Source organism: Paraburkholderia franconis (genome assembly GCF_009362735.1).
GTDB classification, from domain to species: Bacteria; Pseudomonadota; Gammaproteobacteria; order Burkholderiales; family Burkholderiaceae; genus Paraburkholderia; species Paraburkholderia franconis.
Genome location: NZ_WHNP01000004.1, coordinates 210,848 through 232,662 on the forward strand (window position 1 = coordinate 210,848; position 21,815 = coordinate 232,662).

The window sequence follows — 21,815 nt, forward strand, 5'->3', positions numbered from 1 at the left end:
ATCCGCCGGCGTGCACACGCAGACGAAGGGGCAACATCGAAGTGAGACGGGAGTAAGGAGCCGAAGCCCCAACTCCCGTCGATATCGACATCGAACGACCAAAGACAAAGGAGACAAACGCATGAAACTGACTCGACTGAGCGCTGCCCTCGCTGCCGGCGCACTCGCGGTGGGTGTCATCGCTGCCGCGCAGGCCGCGACCAACGAAACGATCGTCACCGTCGTCAAGGTGACGGGCATCAACTGGTTCAACCGGATGGACGAGGGCGTCAAGCAATTCGCGAAGGACAACCCCGGCGTGCAGGCGTATCAGACGGGCCCGGGCCGCGCTGACGCCGCGCAGCAACTGAAGATCATCGAAGACCTGATCGCGAAGAAAGTGACGGCGATTGCGGTCGTGCCGTACGATCCGCCGACGCTCGAACCGGCGCTGAAGAAAGCGATGGATCGCGGCATCAAGGTTGTCACGCATGAAGCGGACAACGCGAAGAACACGATGGTCGACATCGAGGCGTTCGACAACTCCGCGTACGGCGCGGGCCTGAACGAGCGCCTCGCGTCGTGCATGCACGACGACGGCAAGTGGGCCGTGCTGGTCGGCTCGCTCGGCAGCCGCTCGCAGGTGCAGTGGGCCGACGGCGGCATCAACAACGCAAAGGCCAAATACCCGAAGATGAACCTCGTCGAGCCGAAGCTCGAAACGAACAACGACGGCGAGAAGGCCTATGAAGTCGCGAAGGAAGTGCTGCGCAAGCATCCCGATCTGAAGGGCTTCCAGGGCTCGTCGTCGCTGGATGTGATCGGTATTGGCCGCGCCGTCGAGGAAGCGGGCATGCAGGGCAAGATCTGCGTGTACGGCACGGGCCTGCCGACGGAAGCGGGCAAGTTCCTCGAAAGCGGCGCAGTGAACGGCATCGCGTTCTGGGACCCGAAGCTCGCGGGCATCGCGATGAACAAGGTCGCGCAGATGCTGGTCGACGGCAAGACCGTGCAGAACGGCGCCGATCTCGGCATTCCGGGCTATACGAAAGTGACGGTCGAGAAGGGGCCGGGCAAGGGCATCATCGTGCGCGGCCAGGGCTGGGTGAACGTCGACAAGTCGAACTACAAGCAGTACAACTTCTGAGCGCGGCATGACCGCGTGCCGGCTGTCGAACATTAGCCGGCACGCGGCGATATTCATCTGGAGCACGGCTTTCGGCATGAATCAAAACGTTTCCTCCACGCCGTTTTTGCAGGTGGTCGGCGTACACAAGCGCTTCACGGGCGTGCATGCGCTGCGCGGCGTGAGCCTGTCGTTCGAGCGCGGACAGATCTATCACCTGCTCGGTGAAAACGGCTGCGGCAAGAGCACGCTCATCAAGATCATCTCCGGCGCGCAGCCGCCCGATGAGGGCGAACTGATCATCGAAGGCGTGCATCATGCGCGGCTGTCGGCGCTCGAATCGCTCGCGGCGGGCATCGAGACGGTCTATCAGGATCTGTCGCTGCTGCCGAACATGAGCGTCGCGGAGAACGTCGCGCTGACGTCCGAGCTTGCCGAGCACAACGGCCGTCTCACGCGCACGTTCGACCGCAAGGCGCTCGCGCGCACGGCGGCGAAAGCGCTCGAAGCCGTCGGCCTGCCCGGCGGCGCTGAATTCCAGTCGACGCTGATTGAACAGCTGCCGCTCGCCACGCGTCAACTCGTGGCGATTGCGCGCGCGATTGCGAGCGAAGCGAAGTTCGTCATCATGGACGAGCCGACCACATCGCTCACGCAGAAAGAAGTGGACAACCTGATCGCCGTGCTCGGCAATCTGCGCGCGCAAGGCGTGACCGTGCTGTTCGTGAGTCACAAGCTCGACGAATGCTATGCGATCGGCGGCGAAGTGATCGTGCTGCGCGACGGTCAGAAGATGGCGCAAGGCCCTATCGGCGACTACACGAAAGCGCAGATCAGCGAGCTGATGACAGGGCGGCAGTTGTCGAACGAGCGCTATCGCGATGGCGCTGTCGGCAATGAAGTCGTGCTCGACGTGCAGGGCTTCACGCGCGGCGCGCAGTTCCGCGATGTGTCGTTCAAGCTGCATCGCGGCGAGATTCTCGGCGTGACGGGTCTGCTCGATTCGGGCCGCAACGAACTTGCGCGCGCGCTCGCGGGCGTCGCGCCCGCCGAGAGCGGCAAGGTCTCGCTCGACGGCAAGCCCGTTGCATTGCGCACGCCGTCTGATGCGAAGAATCATCGGATCGGCTATGTGCCCGAAGACCGCCTGAACGAAGGGCTCTTTCTCGACAAGCCGATTCGCGACAACGTAATCACCGCGATGATCGCGAGCCTGCGTGACCGCTTCGGCCAGATCGACCGTACGCGCGCGCAGCAGCTCGCCGAGCAGACCGTGAGGGACTTGCAGATCGCAACACCCGGCGTCGACAAGCCGGTGCAGTCGCTGTCGGGCGGCAACCAGCAACGCGTGCTGATCGGCCGCTGGCTCGCCATCGATCCGCGCGTGCTGATCCTGCATGGGCCGACCGTCGGTGTGGATGTCGGCTCGAAGGACATCATCTACCGGATCATGCAGAAGCTTTCGCAGCGCGGCATCGGCATCATTCTGATCAGCGATGACCTGCCCGAACTGCTGCAGAATTGCGACCGCATTTTGATGATGAAGAAAGGCCGCGTGGCGAGCAAGTATCGCGCGGACCAGTTGAACGAAGCGGAGCTGTATCACGCTCTGTTGTCAGAGGCTGCATGAGATGTCGTCTATCATGAACCGGACCATGACTACCCCCAACGTCGTCGAAATCGCGCCCGAGGTCAAGCCGCCGACATGGCGCGCGAAGCTCTCGCGTAACCCGGAGTGGTTCACCGCGGCGCTGATCGTCGCGATGTGCGTGATCGTCGGCGCGATCAACCCGCGCTTCTTCCAGTTCGCGACGCTGTTCGATCTGCTCCATTCGGCGACGACGATGTCGCTGTTCGCGCTCGGCACGCTCGTCGTGCTTGCGTCGGGCGGCATCGACGTGTCGTTCACGGCGATCGGCGCGCTGACGATGTATGCGATCACGAAGGCCGTCTTCGCGTGGTGGCCCGATGCGCCGTTCGCGCTGATCCTGATCGCGGGCGCAGTGGGCGGCATCGTGCTCGGCGTGATCAACGGCGTGCTCGTGCATCGGTTGAAAGCGCCTTCGCTGATCGTGACGATCGGCACGCAGTACCTGTATCGCGGCATCCTGCTGACGTTCATCGGCACGACGTTCTTCATGAACATTCCGCACAGCATGGATCGCTTCGGCCGCATTCCACTCTTTTTCTATCACACGGTGGACGGCTTGCGCGCGGTGCTGCCTGCGTCGGTGCTCGCGCTCGTGATCGCGGCCGTCGTCACGTGGTGGCTGCTGAACCGCACGATGATGGGCCGCGGTGTCTATGCGATGGGCGGCAGTCTCGCGATTGCAGAGCGTCTCGGCTACAACCTGCGCGCGATCCATCTGTTCGTGTTCGGCTATACGGGGATGCTCGCGGGCATTGCGGGCATTCTGCATGTGTCGAACAACCGGCTCGCGAATCCGTTCGATCTCGTCGGCACGGAGCTCGATGTGATCGCGGCCGTGATACTCGGCGGCGCGCGCATCACGGGCGGCACGGGCACGGTGGCGGGCACGCTGCTCGGCGTCGTGCTGGTGACGCTGATCAATAGCGTGCTGATTCTTGTCGGCGTGCCGAGCACGTGGCAGAAGGTGATCATCGGCGCGTTCATTCTGATCGCGGGGACGTTGTTTGCTTTGCAGCGCAAGGGGTAGTTTTTGTCTGCGACGCTGTTGGTTTTTTGGCGTGCCGCTGGCGTCGCAGACAAAAAACTAACCCTTCCGCAACTCCTGCCCCTTCTCGCTGATGATCGACGTGAAGTCTTCGATCTTCGAAAACCGCACGGCCTTCACGACGCCGAACTTGCTGCTGTCGACGACGAGATGGCTTTCCACCGCGCTCGCCATCGCCGCCTGCTTCAGCGCGACTTCGTGAAAATTCCAGCACGTGACGCCGCGCGCCTCGTCGACGCCGCCCGCCGAGATGAACGCCTTGTTGATGCCCATGCGCCGCAGCACTTCGATGCTCTCGTCACCGGCGAACGAATCCGACGAAGGCACATAGACGCCGCCCAGCAGGATCATCCGCACGTTCGGCTTGCGCCGCAGAATTTCCGCGACGTTCAGTGAATAGCAGACGACGGTCACGTGCATGTCGTTCGGAATCAGGCGGGCGAGCGTCGTGAGCGTCGTGCCGCAATCGATGAAAAGCGTCTCGTTGTTGCCGATCAGCTTCGCAGCGATGGCCGACGCTTCCGCCTTGGCCTGCGCAAAGTGGTCCTTTTCCTGTTCCAGCGAATAGCCGGCCGTGTTGGGCACGTCCGTCGCGCTGACGATGTAGCCGCCCAGGTACGTGAAATGGTCCGGGCTCGCCGCGATATCGCGCCGCACCGTCATTTCCGACACGCCGAGCAGCGTCGCCGCGTCGCGCAGCCGCATCACGTTCTGTTTGGCCAGCGCATCGGCGAGCATGCGCAGACGTTCGGTTTTCAGCATGGGAAAGGTCTCGCTAACGCAATGGATGGCGTAGGATGGCGGTGAAAAACGCGCGTTAGATTTTGTTCGATTTCCTGAGAGGATTATAACAAACGCGCGCATCGACGGGTCGGGGAATTTGTCCGTTGATGGTCGGCGACCCGTCTGCATTTCTGTCGTTGCTCCGCGCACGCAAAACCAGGGATTCAGGCAGACTCGGCTTAATCTGTCGCCTTGGAAAACCCGAGCATTGCACTTATTCTGACTGCAGCGCCCGGGAACTGATGACGTGCCGGTCGGTCTGCTGCTTAATTCAATCCAGGAGCCACACCTATGACGCGTCCCGTCGACTCCGGCGTAATTCTTCTTGCCCGGCTCATGCTTGCCGCACTTTTTCTGTGGGGCGGCGTGATGAAGCTGATCGGGTATGCAGGCTTCGTCGGCTATCTGCACTCGAAGGGCGTGCCGCTCGTGCAGATCGCCGCGCCGGTGGCGACGGCCGTCGAGGTGTTGGGCGGCATCTTTCTGGTGGTCGGCTTCAAGATCCGCGCGCTCGGGTTGTTCATGGCCGTGTACACGGTGGCGACGGCCATCCTCGGGCACGACTTCTGGAACATCACCGACGCGGCGGTGCAGCGCGACATGGTGATCCATTTCTGGAAGAACGTCGGCATCGCAGGCGGCTTCCTGTTGCTTTGCGTGACGGGTGCGGGACGCATCAGCATCGACGGCGCGCGTGCGCCGAGAGGCGGCCTGAGCAGCAGCCTGTGATCGTTGCGCGCGCAGCGGCGCGAAGCGTTGCGACGGGGCCGGTTCATGTTGCAGCCGGTCCGCGGCGCCCAGGTGGGAGCGGGCATCATTCCTGCGTCATTCCCGGATACAGCATCCGGACAAGCCAGTTTGACTTAAAGGAGCACGCGATGATTCAAGCTTTCGACCATACGATCGGCGGCACGGTCATGCGGTTTTGCGCGAGTTTCGGCGAAGGGCCGATGCACCACCGCGTGATCATCAGCCGGGCCGACACAGCGGAGACACTGGTCGTTTTCGATGCAGCCGGATTGATCGGCTCGATCAAGGCGGATATGGAAGAGCCCGACAAGCAGATCGCCGATGCGATCAGCAAGGCGCAGAGCGACGGGCTCATCGAGAAAGCGCTTGAAACAGGCGTGATCCAGCAGGCAACGCTGTAGCGCTTTTCCGGGTTTGCCGGACATTGCAACACCCACGACGCGCGTGCATCGTGGGTGTTGTGCTTTTAGGGCGCCGTGCCTGGGCCGTAATATCGGCCGCGTCTTTGTCATTCGTTCGCGCTGGCGGGGCGCGCGCCGCCAGCAGCGTTGCGTGGCCGGCCGTGCGCATGCGGCTGCGGATGCACGAGACACGCGAGCACGAGCGCAATCAGCAGCAGACATGCGGAAATCAGCGTCGATGCCTTGAGGCCGCTGACGATATGCGCAGCACCCGTGGTACTCGTGGCCGCTGCCGCGCTCGCGAGCGCGCCGAACAGCGCGACGCCGACCGCGCCGCCCGCCTGGCGCGCAGTGTTCAGGACCGCCGAGGCCGTGCCTGCGCGTTGCGTGTCGACGCTGGCGAGCACGGCCGTCGTCATCGCGGGCACCGCGAGGCCCATGCCGGACGGGATCAGCAGGAAGGGCACGAGCAGCGTCCAGAGCGGCGATGCGGCATCGGCGAAATGCAGCAGCCCGTAGCCGAGCGCGGCCGTGATCGCGCCCGCGATCATCGGCACGCGGACGCCGAGCCGACCGACCACCCAGCCGCTCGCGACGTTCGAGATCAGGAAGCCGCCCGTCAGCGGCAGGAACGCGAGGCCTGCCTGCAGCGCCGTCTCGCCGCGCGCGTGTTGCAGATAGAGACTCAGCACGAACACGACGCCGTAGTACGTCAGGTTCACGCAGATGCCAAACAGAACGGCCGCGCTGAACGTGCGGTTGCCAAAGAGCGCGAGCGGCAGCATCGGCGTGTGGGCGCGCCGCTCGCTGACGATGAACGCGGCCGCCGCGATTAGCGCGAGCACGAAGCTGCCGCCGACGAGGGGATGCATGAAGCCGAGCGGCCGCCATTCGATGACGGCGCCCGTGAATGCCGTCAACGCGACGATCGCGAGTATCTGACCCGATGGATCGATGCCGCGCACGGCCGCGCCGTCGCGTGTCGCATCGTTCGACGACGGCGAAGCTGACGGCGACGCCGTCACCCAGGCAAACGTCGCGAAGAGCCCCAGCGCGCAGATCGGCAGATTCACGAGAAAGATCGCGCGCCAGCCGAACGCGGCAATCAGCAGCCCGCCGATCACGGGGCCTGCCGCAATCGCAACTGCGCCCGCCGCCGTCCACAAGCCGACCGCGCGGGCGCGCAGCTTCGGATCATGGCCGCAGGCCTGGTTGAGCAGCGCGAGCGAATTCGGCAGCATCGCGGCCGCGCCGATGCCTTGCACGGCGCGCGCGGCGACGAGCGTCGATGCGTCGGATGCGAGCCCGCATGCAAGCGATGCCGCCGCAAAGAGACCCAGGCCGAACGCGAACAGACGGCGTGCGCCGAAGCGGTCGCCGAGCACGCCCGCCGACAGCATCAGCACCGCGAATGCAAGCGTGTACGCATCGACGATCCATTGCAGGCCGGTGACGTTCGCGTGCAGGTCCGAGCCGATCTTCGCCAGCGCGATATTGACGATCGTCACGTCCAGTTGCGTGACGACGAAGCCGATGCTGACGGTCGCGACGATGCGCGCGAGCGTCGGTGTGAAACGAGGTGTGTGGGTCATTTGGCATGGGACGGGAGCAAGCGATAAAGCACCGACTCCCGTCGACAGAAATTTCCATGCGTCGATGATAGAACTGCCGTGCGATGCGACGTTTCGGACCGGCTCGAAGTGTCGATTGCGGCGGCGATTGTTTTGTCGATGCGCCCGGCCGATCGCGCAAGCGGCGTGCCCACGCACGCCACTGCATGCGGCTTACCGTGCCGCGTCTCGCTTCACGAAGCACGCGGTCAGCGCGCCGATTGCGCACAGCGCGCCGACGTAGAGCGTGGGCGCCATCGGATTCGACTTCATCATCAGCGAAACGACGATTGGCGTGAGGCCGCCGAAGACGGCATATGCGACGTTGTACGAGAACGAAATGCCCGAAAAGCGCACGACGGGCGGAAACGCGTTGACCATCACGAACGGCACCGCGCCGATCACGCCGACGAACAGGCCCGCGACGGCATAGAGCGGCACGAGCATCGCGCTATCGACGGCGAGTTGCTGGAAGAGCGCGTAGTACGCGATGCCGAGCGCGACGCAGCCGGTGAAAATCGTGCGGCCCGCGCCGAAGCGCCCAGCGAGCGAACCGGCGAGCACGCAGCCGATAGTCAGGCACAGCGTCGCGACGCTGTTGGCGAAGAGCGCAGTCGACGGCGCGATGTGAAACTGCTTTTGCAGCAGCGTCGGCGTCATCAGGATCACGACGACGATCGCGGCCGACAGCATCCACGTGAGCAGCATCGACACGATCACGGCACGGCCGTGATCGCGCAGCACCGCCTTCAGCGGGATTTCCGCGGCGAGCGACTTGTGCTGCTTCATCTCCGCGAACACGGGCGTCTCGTGCAGCCAGCGGCGCAGATAAACCGAGAACAGGCCAAACACGCCGCCCAGCAGGAACGGAATGCGCCACGCGAAAGCGGCGATATCGGCGGACGCGAAGTGGCGGTTCACGGCCGACGCGACCAGCGATCCGAGCAGGATGCCTGCCGTGAGGCCCGCCGTCAGCGTGCCGCACGCATAGCCGACGTGACGCTGCGGCACGTGCTCGGAGACGAACACCCATGCGCCCGGCACTTCACCGCCGACGGCCGCGCCCTGCATCACGCGGAACACGAGCAGCAGCACGGGCGCCATGATGCCGATGCTGGCGTAAGTGGGCAGCACGCCCATCAGCAGCGTCGGCAGCGACATCAGCAGCACGCTCAGCGTGAACATGCGCTTGCGGCCGAGCAGGTCGCCGAAGTGCGCCATCACGATGCCGCCGAGCGGCCGCGCGAGATAGCCGGCGGCGAAGATGCCGAAGGTCTGCAACTGGCGCAGCCAGTCGGGAACCGATTGCGGGAAGAACAGTTGTCCGATCGCAGGGGCGAAGAACACGAAGATGATGAAGTCGTAGAACTCGAGCGCGCCGCCGAGCGCGGCGAGGCTGAGCGTCTTGTAGTCGTGGCGGGTCAAGGGACGCGCGTGCGCGATGTCACGGGCGTGTGGTCTACCCAGTTGTGTTGCTTGCATTGCCTGTCGTAATGGAAAGAGAAAAGCCGCGCGTTGCGCGCGGAGTACGGCGGTCGTCAGGCGGGGGTGCGACGGTGCGGGGTAGCGCACGGGACACGGCACGCCCGCCCGGATAAGGCGGCGTGATGACGAATTTGGCCAGCGCGCGATTTTACAGCATGTAATTTGTCGCAGAATCTTTGCAAATTCGGACAAGTCTTATGGGCTTAATGGCGGTGCCTGATGAGAATCGCGATCCGTGATCAATTGTCGGGGGAACCACCATGCGTATCGCCATTCTTCAGCGTGACCCTGTGCAGGGCAAATTGCTGGAAAAGATCATCGTGCAGGCCGGGCACAGCTGCATGCTCTACGACGACGGCCTCGCGCTGTCCAAAGTGCTGGCCCGTTCGACCGTCGACCTGCTCGTGCTCGACTGGCACGCGCTGCGTCTGTCGGGTACTGACGTGCTGAAGGCGGTCCGTTCGGTCGGCGGCGAGCGGATGCCGGTGGTGTTCGCGTCGAAGGACGACTCGGAAGAAAGCGTCGTGCGCGCGTTCATGCTCGGCGCCGACGACTACGTTACGTTGCCCACGCGTCATGCCGAATTCCGCGAGCGGATTTCCGCGCTGTTGCGCCGTGCTTATCCGGAACGGTACGGCAAGGACAGCTTCGATATCGGGCACTATCACTTCGACACCCGTCGCCAGCTCGTCACGCTGCGCGGCACGCCCGTGCAACTGTCGGGAACGCAATACCGGCTGGCGTCGCTGTTCTTTTCGAACATCGGCCGGGTGCTGTCGCGCGATCACATCTTCGCGATGGTCTGGGGACGCGAGTTCCGCGAAGTGACACGCACGATCGACAGCCATGTGTCGCGTCTGCGCCTGCTGCTGCAAATCGACCCGCACAACGATTTCCGTTTGCAGCCCGTGTACAAGAGCGGCTATCGGCTGCTGCATCTGCGCAACGAAGAAGCCGTCGTGCAGCACGCCGAAGCGGCCTGATCGCACGCGGGTATCGCACGTGGTTCACGGCTTCCGCCGCCGCATTTTTTTCGTGCGCGGCGTTTGCGCAATGCACCTGCGAGTCGACTTCGCGCACCGGTTCGGTCTTTATAAACACTCTCGCTTATAGCTTCGGAAGCGCCGGCCGCGTTTCGATCGCATGACGGATCAGCGTTTCGACGGCCTTGCGTTCATCTCCCGCGAGCGGCAGGCGCGGCGGACGCACAGGCTCCGTGCCCAGGCCGACGATCGCTTCCGCGAGCTTGATGTTCTGCACGAGCTTCGGCGACACATCGAGCGCCAGCAGCGGTGCGAACCAGCGATAGATCGTGCGCGCTTCCTCCAGCCGTCCCGCCTTCAGCAGCCGATAGATCGCGACCGTCTCGTGCGGGAATGCGCAAACGAGCCCCGCCACCCAGCCGTGCGCGCCCATCAGTATCGCTTCCATCGCCAGATTGTCGACGCCGCACAGAATCGCATAGCGGTCGCCGACTTCGTTGATCAGGTCCGTCACGCGCCGCACGTCGCCGCACGATTCCTTGATGGCGACGATCTTCTTCTCGTCGGCGATTTCGGCGAACATCTCCGGCGTCATGTCGACGCCATAGGCGAGCGGATTGTTGTAGATCATCAGCGGCAGCGGGCTCGCGTCGGCGACCATGCGGAAGTGGTTCAGCGTCTCGCGGCGGTCGGACAGATAGCGCAGGCCGGGCAGCACCATATAGCCCGCTGCGCCGTGTTTCGCGCCCGTTTCGGCCTGACGGCAGCCGTCGAGCGTGCTGTTTTCGGCGATCGTCAGCAGCACGGGCACGCGGCCGCGCGATGCCTCGACGGCCACGTCGAGCACTTGCAGCTTTTCGTCGAGAGAGAGCGTGGACGCCTCGCCAAGCGATCCGCACACGATGATGCCGTCGACGCCCGCATCGATTTGCGCCTCGATGTTCTTGCGGGTCGCTGCGCGGTCTATGCTGAAATCCGCGTTGAACTTGGTGGTGACTGCGGGCAATACGCCTTCCCAGATGTGCGCCACGACTGCTCTCCTGAAAGTGATGAGTCGAGTGCAGTGTAAGCAGCGAATATTCGCGTGTCTTGCGCGAATCGCGCGTCGTGCGTGACGATTTCGGCACAGTGACTGTGCGACGGCGATCCGTAATTCAAGGCGCATTTGTGGATTCATGACCGTGATCCACATTGCGCTGCCCGCGTGGCGCATGCAAACCATGCCGCTTCCCGATGCGCTGCAAGGGCATGCCGATGACCGTTCAACGGACCAGCCGACAGCGCGTCAAACACGCAACCAGCGTTTCGCAGGCTATGCCGAAATCGTCACAATCCACGCGCAGCCGTTTCAAGACTGCGCGGTGCCGCATTCCTACCATGAGTGTCATGAAAACCCTGAACGTAATCGATTCGCACACGGGCGGTGAGCCAACCCGCCTCGTCGTGTCCGGTGGCCCCGATCTCGGCGGCGGCACGCTTGCGCAACGGCTCGACGTGTTTCGCGCGCGCTTCGACGACTGGCGCGCGGGCATCGTCACCGAGCCGCGCGGTTCCGATGTGGTTGTCGGCGCGCTGCTGTGCGAGCCGGATCACAAGGAATGCGCGGCGGGCGTGATCTTCTTCAACAACGTCAGCTATCTGGGCATGTGCGGACATGGGACGATCGGGCTCGTCGTGTCGCTCGCGCATATGGGGCGCATCGGGCCGGGACGCCATCTGATCGACACGCCCGTGGGCATCGTCGAGGCGACGCTCAATGAGGATCTCAGCGTGTCGGTGCGCAACGTGCCCGCGTACCGGCATCGCAAGGATGTGCGCGTCGACGTGCCGGGCTTCGGTTCGCTGACGGGCGACGTTGCGTGGGGCGGCAACTGGTTCTTCCTCGTCGCCGACCATGGACGTACGCTCGACGCATCGAACATTGCCGAACTCACGCGCTTCAGCTCGGCGATCCGCGACGCGCTGACCGCGTCGGGCATCACAGGGGCGAACGGCGCGCCGATCGACCATATCGAACTCTTCGGTCCGGGCTCGCGTGAAGGGATCGATAGCCGCAGTTTCGTGCTGTGCCCCGGCAACGCGTACGACCGCTCGCCGTGCGGCACGGGAACGAGCGCGAAAGTCGCGTGCCTCGCCGCCGACGGCAAGCTCGCGCCTGGCGCGGTGTGGCGGCAGGAGAGCATCATCGGCAGTGTGTTCGACGCGAGCTACATGGACGGTGGCGTCGACGGCGGCACGCAGAACGACGTTCGCGCGATCATTCCGACCATCACGGGACACGCGCACATCATGGCCGAAAGCCGTTTGTGCTTCGAAGAGCGCGATCCGTTTGCGTGGGGCATCCGCACGGTATGACGGCCGACGTGGTGATCGTCGGCGCGGGCATCGTCGGCGCGGCGTGCGCTGCGGAACTCGCGGCGCGCGGTCTGCGCGTGACGGTGCTCGACGCGCAGGGCATCGGCGGCGGCGCGACGGCGGCGGGCATGGGGCACATCGTCGTGATGAACGATTCGCCCGCCGAGTTCGCGTTGAGCCGTTATTCGCGCGAGCTGTGGCTCGATCTTGCGCCACAGTTGCGCGCGCGCGATGCGTTCGCGCGTTGCGGCACGCTCTGGGTCGCCGCCGATGCCGAAGAACTCGATGCCGCGCGCGCCATGCAGGCGGCGTTCGCCGCGCAACAGGTCGCGGCTGATCTGCTCGATGCGCGCGCGCTGTATGACTGCGAGCCGTCGCTTGCGCCAGACATGGCAGGCGGCCTTCTCATCGCGGACGACAGCATTGTGTATGCGCCATCCGCCGCGCAATGGCTGCTCACGCAGTCGCCGGCGGCAGCGTTGATCGACGTGCGGCTCGATACGCGTGTGACAGCGCTCGACGGCCATCAGGTCACGCTTTCGGATGGCGGGCGTATCGCGTGTGCGCATGTCGTCGTCGCGAACGGATTGCAGGCGGCGGCACTCGTGCCTAGGCTACCGTTGCAGCCGAAGAAGGGCCATCTGCTGATCACGGACCGTTACCCCCGTTTCATTCGACATCAACTGCTCGAACTCGGCTACATCAAGAGCGCGCATCACGCGACGGGCACGTCGGTCGCGTTCAATGCGCAGCCGCGTCCGACGGGGCAATTGCTGATCGGCTCGTCGCGCCAGTTCGACACGACCGATCCAGCCGTCGAAATGCCCGTGCTCGCGCAGATGCTCGAGCGCGCCGCGCGTTATCTGCCCGGATTGCCCGCGCTCAACGGCCTGCGCGCATGGACGGGATTTCGCGCGGCGTCGCCGGATGGCTTGCCGTTGATCGGGCCCGCCGGCAGTGCGGCGCCCGGCGTGTGGCTCGCCGTGGGACACGAAGGGCTGGGCGTGACGACGTCGCTCGGCACGGCGCAACTGCTCGCCGCGCAGATCACGCGGACGCCCGCCGCGATCGCCGCCGATCCGTTTCTGCCCGCGCGCTTCGAGGTCTGCCATGTCTGATGCACAGCATGCACGCGTACGCGTCGTGATCGACGGCGAGGCAGTCGATGTCGAACAGGGTGCGACCGTCGCTGCGGCGCTCGCGGTCTGCGGCGCGAGCATGAGCGGGACGCGCGCATCGGTGACGGGCGAGCTGCGCTCCGCGTTGTGCGGCATGGGCGTGTGCCACGAGTGTCGCGTGACGGTCGATGGGCGCGCGCACGTGCTCGCGTGTCAGACGCTGTGCCGCGACGGCCAGATCATTCAGACGGCGAGGCGGCGATGAACGACGCGCACTTCGATGTCGTCGTCGTCGGTGCGGGGCCTGCGGGTCTCGCTGCTGCGCGCGAGGCCGCGAGCGCGGGTGCGCGCGTCGCCGTGCTCGACGACAATCCGCGCGCGGGCGGGCAGGTGTGGCGTTACGGGCCCGCGCATTCGCCGTCAAAGGCGCTGACCGCTCACTTGCAGGCGATAGGGGCGATCGGCGCGACGGATACGAACGATTCGAACGCGCGCGTGACGCTGTTGCAATCGACGCGCGTCGTCGCCCCGCTCGACGGACGCCGTCTGCTGATCGAATCGGCGGAAAACGGCGGCGCGCGCATCGGCTACGAGCGGTTGATTCTCGCGACGGGCGCGCGCGAACGGCTGCTGCCGTTCGACGGCTGGACGCTGCCCGGCGTGACAGGCGCGGGCGGCCTGCAGGCGTTGATCAAAGGCGGCGTGCCGGTGCGCGGCGAGCGCATCGTGATTGCGGGCAGCGGTCCGTTGCTGCTCGCGTCGCTGGCCACTGCGCGCGCGGCGGGTGCGCGGGTCGTCGCCGTCGTGGAGCAGGCGTCGCGGGCTTCCGTGATGCGCTTCGGCGCGTCGCTTGCGGCCACGCCCGCGAAGCTCCGGCAGGCGGCGCAATTGACGCGCGGCTTCGCGGGGCTGCGCTATCTGACGTCAGGCGTCGTGCGTGCTGCGCAGGGTGACGGACGCGTCGAGCGCGCGCTCATCGAGCGAGCCAATGGGCGCATCGTGTCGATCGATTGCGACCGCATCGCTTGCGGCTACGGGCTCGTGCCGAACGCGACGCTCGCTCAGGCGTTGGGCTGTGCAATGGACGGCGATGCAGCGATCCTCGTCGACGACTCGCAGCGCACGTCCGTCGATTACGTGTTCGCGGCGGGCGAATGCACGGGCGTCGGCGGGATGGAACTCGCGCACGTCGAAGGGCGGCTCGCCGGACTGCATGCGGCGGGTGTCGGGAATCAGACGCTCGTCGACGCGCTCGTGAAGGAACGCGAGCGCTGGCGTCATTTCGCGCGGTGCGTCGAGACGGCATTCGCGTTGCGCGATTTTGCGCGCGTGATGCCCAGCGACGAGACGCTGCTGTGCCGCTGCGAAGACGTGTCGATTGGCGAGGTCCGCATGCATGCGAACTGGCGCGATGCGAAGCTGCACACGCGCTGCGGCATGGGCGCATGTCAGGGGCGTGTGTGCGGCGCGGCGGCGCAAACCCTGTTCGGGTGGCAGGTCGCGCAGACGCGTCCGCCCATCAGTCCCGCGCGGATCGGCACGTTGATGCTGGCCGCCGACACACAGACGGCCGCCGACTGAGAAGCCACCAGCGTCGACCGCGCTGGGCGGCAGGCACCTCATGCACATATAAGGCACACATCAGACTACAAAACGCCTGCAAACCCCGCAAAGCGAATTTCTTCGCGCGCATCGCGCCGCCCTATAATCGACCAGCCCCGCGAGCGTTTGCCGGGGCCGACATCCACCGTCCACCGCAGTTCATGCACGGAACCCGCACGATGAACACGCTCGCTCATACGCTCGACGCGCTCGATCCGGGCGACGCGTCGCTCGCCGGGATGCTTTCGCATTTCGCGTTGCTCGGACCCGTCTTCGACGCGATGCCCGACATCGTGTTCTTCGTGAAGGACGCGCAGGCGCGCTATGCGCTCGTCAACCGCACGCTCGTGTCGCGCTGCGGATTCAAGGAGAAAGAGGCGCTGCTCGGCAAGACGGCGGAAGAGGTGTTCCCGAGCCGCTTCGGCCGCATCTATACGGCACAGGACAAGGCCGTGATTCATGTCGGCAGCCAGATGGTCGATCAGCTCGAATTGCATCTGTATCCGGGTCGGCAGCCGGGCTGGTGCCTGACCTGCAAGCAGCCGTTGCGCGATGCGGCGGGGCGCGTGGTCGGTCTGGCCGGCATTTCGCGCGACCTGCGCGCCGACGAAAGCAGCCATCCCGCGTACAGCCGGCTCGCGACGGTCGTCCAGTATCTGCAAGAGAACTACGTGCAGCCGCTGAATCTGAAGCATCTCGCGGCGATGGCGGATATGTCGGTGGCGCAGCTCGAACGGTACTTCCACAAGGTGTTTCATCTGACGCCGCGTCAGGTGCTGCTGAAGACGCGCCTCGATGCTGCGACGTCGCTGCTCGTCTCGCACGACAAGGTAACGGATGTCGCCGCGTTGTGCGGCTACACCGATCACAGCGCATTCACGCGGCAGTTCAAGGCGACGGTCGGCGTAACACCGACCGAATACCGGATGCTGTTGCACGGCACTTCGCGCAACTAGCAGTCAATCGCGCCGACGTCCATCGCGAACGCCGCACGCGCATCCAGCGAAGCGCGCTCAGAAGAAAATTCCGCACACGATGCCCGTTCGCCGTCAAAAGCTTCGCTACTACGTGTACGTGGTGGCGCTCGATGATACCGTCTGGAACGAGGCGCGCTTTCGGCGCGCGAATCCCGGCTATCGTTTCGAGCGTCCGTGCGTGTATGTGGGAATGACAGGGCTGGACCCGGATCTGCGCTTCGACCGGCACAAGGCGGGCATCCAGTCGAACCGCTACGTACGCGATTACGGCTTGAGGCTGATGCCGGAATTGTATGAAGTGTTCAACCCGATGCCATACGAAGGCGCGTGCGACATGGAAGTCGAGCTGGCGATCGGATTGCGTGAAGCCGGTTATGCCGTGTGGCAGGCATGATCACGGGGCGCGAGAGGCGCGGCGCGCTGCCGTAGACGTTCAGCGGACACCGAGTCCGCGCAGGATCGCGTTGCCTTCGGGCGTCAGACGGATATGCGATTCGCCTGCATCGGTGGAGACGGTCTCGACCAGACCCGCTTCCTGCAGCATCGGAAGCTCCGGTTTTGCGAACGCGGCGACGGGCGCGTGCAGCAAAAGCAGCAGCGTGGCGATTTCGTGAGGGCTCAGAAGCCGGCGCAGAAGCGTCGACTTTTTCGGCGCAGTCGTCGTGTTGGCGTCGCGCGCCGGCGCGGCCGATGATCCGGCTGCGCTGCGCTTCGTCAGGTCGTTACGGTCGTTGTAGTAATCCATCCAGGGCACCTCGTGCGGAACGCGGGTCAGTGTCGAAGACGAATCGTGACGGCCAAGACTTAAACGATTCTTAAAGTCCCCGCCCGCCGGCCTTTGCCGGGCGGGCAAAGTTGTTTCATCTGATTACATTCCGGTGGCCTCGCAGCGCCGAAAGCTGCCTTCAAGGCGCGCATTCCTTGCTCGCGCCTTCGATCCACAGATTCGACGTGTTGCGCTTGCCCGCGTAATAGCGGAACGTCGTGCCGCCGTTATCGGTGCGCACCTTGACGATGTTCGAATCGCCGAAATCGAGCATCTGGCCTTGCGGAATCGGCGTGGCCTTGACAGGCGTGTCGTGCTTTGCCGCGGCCTGGGTCATGCATCGGATGACGTCGTCGGTCGAGCGGTTCGTCATCGTGTCTTTCATCGGATCGCCGGCATCCGGGTTGTGCGACGCCTGATAGGCGGCGCAGGCGGCGAGAAACAGCGGAACGGACAGGGTGACGGCTAGCTTCCTCATAACTCTCCTTCGCGTTGGCGGCCGCGCACGGTGAGCGGCGTGACTGCCGCTGCCGTCGGCGAAATGCCGCAAAACATTCGGGAAATTATATCGAGGCAAGCCGCATGCCCGGCTTTCGGGCGGCTGCAGCGACGATGCGGACCCTGCGCAAAGCGCTCGCCGTGCCGGTCGGAAGCGCCGTTTCGAGCGCGTTCCAGCTATCCAAACGCCAGCGATTTCGTACCATTTGGTTACTACTATTCGCTGTCCGCTCCACGAGAAGTCCATGAAAAATAACGGCATGTGTTGCGATATTTAAAACTAACTAGATCGTACAAATTTAGTAGAAACCCCAAAAGACGCGCGCCGGATACGGGTGCAAACTTCGGTTCACGTCGCGGAACAACGTCGTTGATGCGGTTGTGTTTTCCGCGCGGAGAGTCAATTTTGTGGAGCGGTCAGTCATGAGCTTTGCGTCGGTGCTGGTCCTGAACGGACCCAATCTCAACCTGCTCGGCACGCGAGAGCCGACGATCTACGGCGCGCAAACGCTCGACGATGTCGCGCGCCGTTGCCGCGATGCGGGCGAACGGCTCGATCTCGCCGTCGATTTCCGTCAGTCGAACGCTGAGCATCAGCTGATCGACTGGCTTCACGAAGCGCGCGAGACGCAGCAGGGCATCGTGATCAATCCCGCCGCTTATACGCATACGTCGGTGGCGATCGCGGATGCGCTGTCTGCGATCGCGAAGCCCGTGATCGAAGTGCATATCTCCAACATCCACAAGCGCGAGGCGTTCCGGCATCACTCGTATGTATCGGCCGTCGCGGAAGCCCTGATTTGCGGCTGCGGCACGCAAGGTTATGTGCTCGCGCTGGAGCGCATGGCTGAAATCCTGAAGTCGAAGAAGGTGAAGTAATGAGCACGCAATCGTATCTGGTGGGCCTGATCGGCTCGGGCATTGGCGGATCGCTGAGCCCCGCCATGCATGAAGAAGAGGGCCGTCAACTCGGCCTGCAATACGTCTACCGGCGCATCGATCTCGAAGCGCTGAAGCTCGACGCATCCGCGCTGCCGGAACTGATCGTCGCCGCCGAGCGGATGGGCTTCAACGGCTTCAACGTCACGTATCCGTGCAAGCAGCAGATCATTCCGCTGCTCGACGAACTCTCCGACGACGCCCGCGCGCTCGGCGCCGTCAACACGGTGCTGTTGCGCGACGGCAAGCGCATCGGTCACAACACCGACTGGTCCGGCTTCGCGCGCGCGTTTCAACGCGGGCTGCCGGGCGCGAATCTCGACCGCGTCGTGCAACTGGGTGCAGGCGGCGCGGGCGCGGCCGTCGCGCACGCGGCGCTGATGATGGGCACGCGCGCGCTGACGGTGTTCGACGTCGACAGCGCGCGTGCGAAGTCGCTCGCCGCCGAATTGCAGGAGCGCTTCCCTGCCGCGACGGTGAGCGCGGGCGAGTTCCTTCAAGGCGCGATGGAGCAGGCCACGGGCCTGATTCACGCGACGCCGACGGGCATGGCGAAGCTGCCCGGCATGCCGTTGCCCGCCGAACTGCTGCACAGCGCGCTGTGGGTCGCCGACATCGTCTATTTCCCGATCCGCACGGCGCTGCTGCAAGCCGCTGAAGAAGTGGGCTGCCGCACGTTGAGCGGCGGCGGCATGGCCGTCTATCAGGCCGTCGACGCCTTTCGCATTTTCACGGGCCGCGAACCGGACCCGGAACGGATGTACGCGCACCTGCAGTCGCTGCTGAACCGCTAACACCCGCTACTACGCACTACCACGCACTACGACAGGTCCTGCCCCAGGACACGGAGACAACCATGCCGCAATCGATTCAACATCCCGACGCATCGGCCGCTCCGCCGAAGAGCGTGGCCACCGCGCGCCGCTCGAAGGCGCGCTACGGCATCCTCGCGCTGCTCGCGATCGGCACGATGATCAACTACCTGGACCGTACGGTGCTCGGCATCGCCGCGCCGCAACTGACAAAGGAACTCGGCATCAGCGCCGCGCTGATGGGCGTGATGTTTTCGGCGTTCTCGTGGAGCTATGTCGCGTCGCAGATTCCGGGCGGACTGTTTCTCGACCGCTTCGGCAGCAAGATCACCTACTACCTGTCGATGACGCTCTGGTCGTGCTTCACGCTCGCCCAGGGTTTCGTGCACAACGTCGGCGCGCTGCTCGCGTGCCGCCTCGGCCTTGGCGTCACGGAAGCGCCGTGCTTTCCGACCAATAGCCGCATCGTCGCGACGTGGTTTCCGCAAAGCGAGCGCGCGATGGCGACGGGCACGTACACCGTCGGCGAATACATCGGCCTCGCGTTCTTCAGCCCGTTCCTGTTCGCGCTGATGGGCGCATTCGGCTGGCGCTCGCTCTTCTGGGTCGTCGGTGGCGTGGGTGTTGTGTTTGGTCTCGTGTGGTGGCGCTTCTATCGCGAGCCGCGTGATCATCCGGGCGCGAATGCGGCCGAGCTTGAGTACATCGAAGCGGGCGGCGGTCTGACGCACCGCAAGGCATCGAAGGAAGCAACGGCTGCTACCGGTAACAACGGCGGCTTCAGCTGGCGCACGATTGGGCAGCTGCTGAAGCATCGTCAACTGACGGGTATCTGCCTCGGCCAGTTCGCGGGCAACTCGACGCTCGTGTTCTTCCTGACCTGGTTCCCGACTTACCTCGCCACCGAGCGCCACATGGGCTGGCTCAAGATCGGCTTCTTCGCGATCATGCCGTTCATCGCGGCTTCGATCGGCGTGATGTTCGGCGGCACGTTCTCGGACTGGCTGCTGCGCCGTGGCGTGTCGGCGAACGTGGCGCGCAAGCTCCCTATCATCGCCGGTCTTCTGCTCGCGTCGACGATCATTCTCGCGAACTACGTCGAGAGCAACGTGACGGTGATCGTGATCCTGTCGGTGGCGTTCTTTGCGCAGGGCATGGCGGCGCTCGGCTGGACGCTGGTGTCGGATATCGCGCCCGATGGCCTGCTCGGCGTGACGGGCGGGATTTTCAACTTCGCTGCGAACCTGGCGGGCATCGTGACGCCGCTCGTGGTCGGCTTCATCGTGTCGGCGACGGGTTCTTTCGTGGGCGCGCTGGTGTTTATCGGTGTGATCGCGTTGATCGGGGCGCTGTCGTATATCTTTATCGTTGGGGATATCAAGCGGATTGTGTTGCACGATTGATGTTTTTGGTTTTTTTGTCTGCGACGCTTTTGGTTTGTTTTTGCCTTTTGTTTTGCCTTTTGTTTCGGTGTTTTTGCCTTTGCGCTGGCATCCGCGCATGCGCCTCGCGGCGCAGACGTTGCCCCTGTGCGGGGCGGCACTCACTTTCTTTGCCGCCGCAAAGAAAGTAAGCAAAGAAAGCGGGCTCACACCGCCGGTGCTGACGATTACCCACGGGCTCTCAACGGCCCCATCGTTCGCGCGGCAATGTACTGGCGTACGTTCGTTGCCAACGTGCTGGCTAAACGCCTCACCCACTTCATGCACGTGTGGCACGGCTAAGGGCAACGAACGCTTCAGCGCCGCATGTCGGTAGTGAATGGAGGTTGCAGTGTCGTACAGGGCAACGCCCGTACTTGCAGCCGCATCGCGTAGCGAGGGTGTCCTGTGTGGTGCGAATGCCTACACACAGTTTGCCGCAAAGGGGCGCAGGAATGTTCGATGTTGCGGGCCGCAATTCGGGTACTCGATGCAGGTGAGGCGCTTAAGTAGTGCGCTGGCAACGAACATGGGCCGTGTGTGCTGCCGTGTAAAGGATGGGGACGTTGAGAGCCCGTGGGTAAAGGTCAAGGATTGGCGGTGTGAGCCCGCTTTCTTTGCTTACTTTCTTTGCGGCGGCAAAGAAAGTGAGTGCCGCCCAGCACACGGGCAACGCCCGCGCCGCGAGGCGCTAACGCGGATGCCAGCGGCAAGCTAAAAGCAAAAAAACCACCAGCGTCGCAGACGAAAAAACAAAAAACCTAACCGTTCCGCTTCACAAACCTCAACGTCGCATCGACGATCATCGCCCGATGCCGCGCCCGCAGTCTCGCATGCGAAGGATCGCGCCCGAACGCCGTGCCGAACGTATGCCGGTTCGCGATCCGGTGAAAGCATAGCGAGCTGATCAGCAAGTGCAGATCGATCGCATCGATGTCGTCGCGGAAGTCGCCCGACGCGACGCCGCGCGCGAGCAGATCTTCGATCGTGCGAATCACGCTCGCGTTGCGGCTCTTGAAGGTCTTCACCTGCTCGATGTACTTCGCGCCGTGAATGTTCTCGATCGTCACGAGGCGCACGAAGTCGCGATGCTTGTCGTGATAGTCGAACGTGAACTCGACGAGGCTGCGCAAGCCTTCGACCGGGCTCATGTCGCTCACGTGCAGATCCTGTTCGAGCGAGCGGATGTCGCCATACACTTTTTCGAGCACGGCCTCGTACAACCCTTCCTTGCTGCCGAAGTAGTAGTAGAGCATGCGCTTCGTGGTGTTGGTGCGCTCGGCGATCGCGTCGACGCGCGCGCCCGCGAGTCCCATCGACGAAAACTCCTGCGTCGCTACCTCGAGGATGTTGCGCTTCGTCTCTTCGGGATCGTATTTGCGCCGTGGTTCGGAGTTTTCTTTGGGGGTGTCGACTGGCTCGGGCGCAATAGCTCGGCTTCCCTTTTTCATTGTGTATTCCGGCGGCGATGACGATTCATTCTAGCATGTCGAAAATGCCGTCCGGCGCGGCCT

23 protein-coding genes are annotated in these 21,815 nt (G+C 64.1%); 16 read left to right on the top strand and 7 right to left on the bottom strand.

The features are described 5' to 3' along the window. Positions 1–121 precede the first annotated feature (121 nt). The 3 genes from GCT13_RS05975 to GCT13_RS05985 all read left to right on the top strand — a co-directional run bounded on the left by GCT13_RS05975 (position 122) and on the right by GCT13_RS05985 (position 3,783). The gene (locus GCT13_RS05975; protein ID WP_087736968.1) at positions 122–1,126 is read left to right on the top strand and encodes an autoinducer 2 ABC transporter substrate-binding protein; all 1,005 of its coding nucleotides are present in this window, start codon (positions 122–124) and stop codon (positions 1,124–1,126) included. Positions 1,127–1,202: 76 nt separating this feature from the next. Beyond that, positions 1,203–2,735: a sugar ABC transporter ATP-binding protein gene (locus GCT13_RS05980; protein WP_152755888.1), complete on the top strand. Its 1,533-nt coding sequence runs from the start codon at positions 1,203–1,205 to the stop codon at positions 2,733–2,735. A 1-nt stretch (position 2,736) separates the two neighbouring features. After that, complete coding sequence (locus GCT13_RS05985) at positions 2,737–3,783, top strand: ABC transporter permease (RefSeq protein ID WP_152755890.1); 1,047 nt, start codon at positions 2,737–2,739, stop codon at positions 3,781–3,783. Positions 3,784–3,840: 57 nt separating this feature from the next. On the opposite strand, the gene GCT13_RS05990 is transcribed toward GCT13_RS05985, so the two are convergent. Next, positions 3,841–4,563 carry a DeoR/GlpR family DNA-binding transcription regulator gene (locus GCT13_RS05990; RefSeq protein WP_152755892.1) on the bottom strand — a complete coding sequence of 241 codons (723 nt, stop codon included), beginning with the start codon at positions 4,561–4,563 and terminating at the stop codon, positions 3,841–3,843. 312 nt (positions 4,564–4,875) lie between these two features. Here GCT13_RS05990 and GCT13_RS05995 point away from each other — a divergent pair, with 312 nt between their 5' ends. Further along, positions 4,876–5,313 (top strand): DoxX family protein, encoded by a 438-nt coding sequence (locus tag GCT13_RS05995; protein ID WP_152755894.1) that lies wholly within the window; start codon positions 4,876–4,878, stop codon positions 5,311–5,313. A 149-nt stretch (positions 5,314–5,462) separates the two neighbouring features. Continuing rightward, positions 5,463–5,735, top strand: coding sequence for a hypothetical protein (locus GCT13_RS06000; RefSeq protein WP_152755896.1), 273 nt, complete (start codon positions 5,463–5,465; stop codon positions 5,733–5,735). A gap of 107 nt (positions 5,736–5,842) precedes the next feature. On the opposite strand, the gene GCT13_RS06005 is transcribed toward GCT13_RS06000, so the two are convergent. Beyond that, positions 5,843–7,327, bottom strand: a complete 1,485-nt coding sequence (locus tag GCT13_RS06005) for an MFS transporter (protein WP_152755898.1) — start codon at positions 7,325–7,327, stop codon at positions 5,843–5,845. A 192-nt stretch (positions 7,328–7,519) separates the two neighbouring features. After that, positions 7,520–8,827 carry an MFS transporter gene (locus GCT13_RS06010; protein WP_152755901.1) on the bottom strand — a complete coding sequence of 436 codons (1,308 nt, stop codon included), beginning with the start codon at positions 8,825–8,827 and terminating at the stop codon, positions 7,520–7,522. Positions 8,828–9,090: 263 nt separating this feature from the next. Here GCT13_RS06010 and GCT13_RS06015 point away from each other — a divergent pair, with 263 nt between their 5' ends. Further along, positions 9,091–9,813, top strand: coding sequence for a response regulator transcription factor (locus GCT13_RS06015; RefSeq protein WP_152755903.1), 723 nt, complete (start codon positions 9,091–9,093; stop codon positions 9,811–9,813). Positions 9,814–9,937: 124 nt separating this feature from the next. On the opposite strand, the gene GCT13_RS06020 is transcribed toward GCT13_RS06015, so the two are convergent. Next, positions 9,938–10,843, bottom strand: a complete 906-nt coding sequence (locus GCT13_RS06020) for a dihydrodipicolinate synthase family protein (protein ID WP_321574209.1) — start codon at positions 10,841–10,843, stop codon at positions 9,938–9,940. Positions 10,844–10,988: 145 nt separating this feature from the next. Here GCT13_RS06020 and GCT13_RS06025 point away from each other — a divergent pair, with 145 nt between their 5' ends. From GCT13_RS06025 to GCT13_RS06055, 7 genes are all read left to right on the top strand, one after another. Further along, a complete protein-coding gene (locus tag GCT13_RS06025) occupies positions 10,989–11,240 on the top strand; it encodes a hypothetical protein (RefSeq protein WP_152755905.1) in 252 nt (83 codons plus the stop codon). Beyond that, on the top strand, positions 11,191–12,168 hold the full coding sequence (locus GCT13_RS06030) for a 4-hydroxyproline epimerase (protein ID WP_152755907.1): 978 nt from the start codon (positions 11,191–11,193) through the stop codon (positions 12,166–12,168). Before GCT13_RS06025 ends, GCT13_RS06030 begins: the two co-directional genes overlap by 50 nt. Continuing rightward, positions 12,165–13,286 (top strand): NAD(P)/FAD-dependent oxidoreductase, encoded by a 1,122-nt coding sequence (locus tag GCT13_RS06035; protein ID WP_152755909.1) that lies wholly within the window; start codon positions 12,165–12,167, stop codon positions 13,284–13,286. Before GCT13_RS06030 ends, GCT13_RS06035 begins: the two co-directional genes overlap by 4 nt. Further along, complete coding sequence (locus GCT13_RS06040; RefSeq protein WP_152755911.1) at positions 13,279–13,551, top strand: 2Fe-2S iron-sulfur cluster-binding protein; 273 nt, start codon at positions 13,279–13,281, stop codon at positions 13,549–13,551. Before GCT13_RS06035 ends, GCT13_RS06040 begins: the two co-directional genes overlap by 8 nt. Next, entirely contained in the window at positions 13,548–14,867 is a 1,320-nt protein-coding gene (locus GCT13_RS06045; RefSeq protein WP_152755912.1) for an FAD-dependent oxidoreductase, read from the top strand. The genes GCT13_RS06040 and GCT13_RS06045 overlap by 4 nt, the downstream gene beginning before the upstream one ends. Before the next feature lie 200 nt (positions 14,868–15,067). Continuing rightward, a complete protein-coding gene (locus GCT13_RS06050) occupies positions 15,068–15,844 on the top strand; it encodes an AraC family transcriptional regulator (protein ID WP_152755914.1) in 777 nt (258 codons plus the stop codon). 79 nt (positions 15,845–15,923) lie between these two features. After that, complete coding sequence (locus GCT13_RS06055) at positions 15,924–16,259, top strand: hypothetical protein (RefSeq protein ID WP_152755916.1); 336 nt, start codon at positions 15,924–15,926, stop codon at positions 16,257–16,259. Positions 16,260–16,298: 39 nt separating this feature from the next. On the opposite strand, the gene GCT13_RS49070 is transcribed toward GCT13_RS06055, so the two are convergent. Together GCT13_RS49070 and GCT13_RS06065 are read right to left on the bottom strand one after the other, a co-directional pair. Next, complete coding sequence (locus GCT13_RS49070) at positions 16,299–16,610, bottom strand: hypothetical protein (RefSeq protein ID WP_152755918.1); 312 nt, start codon at positions 16,608–16,610, stop codon at positions 16,299–16,301. Positions 16,611–16,770: 160 nt separating this feature from the next. Further along, positions 16,771–17,109: a hypothetical protein gene (locus GCT13_RS06065; protein ID WP_152755920.1), complete on the bottom strand. Its 339-nt coding sequence runs from the start codon at positions 17,107–17,109 to the stop codon at positions 16,771–16,773. Between the two features lie 443 nt (positions 17,110–17,552). Here GCT13_RS06065 and aroQ point away from each other — a divergent pair, with 443 nt between their 5' ends. From aroQ to GCT13_RS06080, 3 genes are all read left to right on the top strand, one after another. Beyond that, positions 17,553–18,008, top strand: a complete 456-nt coding sequence (gene aroQ / locus GCT13_RS06070) for a type II 3-dehydroquinate dehydratase (RefSeq protein ID WP_152755922.1) — start codon at positions 17,553–17,555, stop codon at positions 18,006–18,008. Further along, positions 18,008–18,862 (top strand): shikimate dehydrogenase, encoded by an 855-nt coding sequence (locus GCT13_RS06075; RefSeq protein ID WP_152755924.1) that lies wholly within the window; start codon positions 18,008–18,010, stop codon positions 18,860–18,862. The genes aroQ and GCT13_RS06075 overlap by 1 nt, the downstream gene beginning before the upstream one ends. 62 nt (positions 18,863–18,924) lie before the next feature. After that, positions 18,925–20,283 (top strand): MFS transporter, encoded by a 1,359-nt coding sequence (locus GCT13_RS06080; protein ID WP_152755926.1) that lies wholly within the window; start codon positions 18,925–18,927, stop codon positions 20,281–20,283. A 779-nt stretch (positions 20,284–21,062) separates the two neighbouring features. Here the strand turns inward: GCT13_RS06080 and GCT13_RS06085 are convergent. Beyond that, positions 21,063–21,752: a TetR family transcriptional regulator gene (locus tag GCT13_RS06085; RefSeq protein WP_152755928.1), complete on the bottom strand. Its 690-nt coding sequence runs from the start codon at positions 21,750–21,752 to the stop codon at positions 21,063–21,065. Positions 21,753–21,815: the final 63 nt, after the last annotated feature.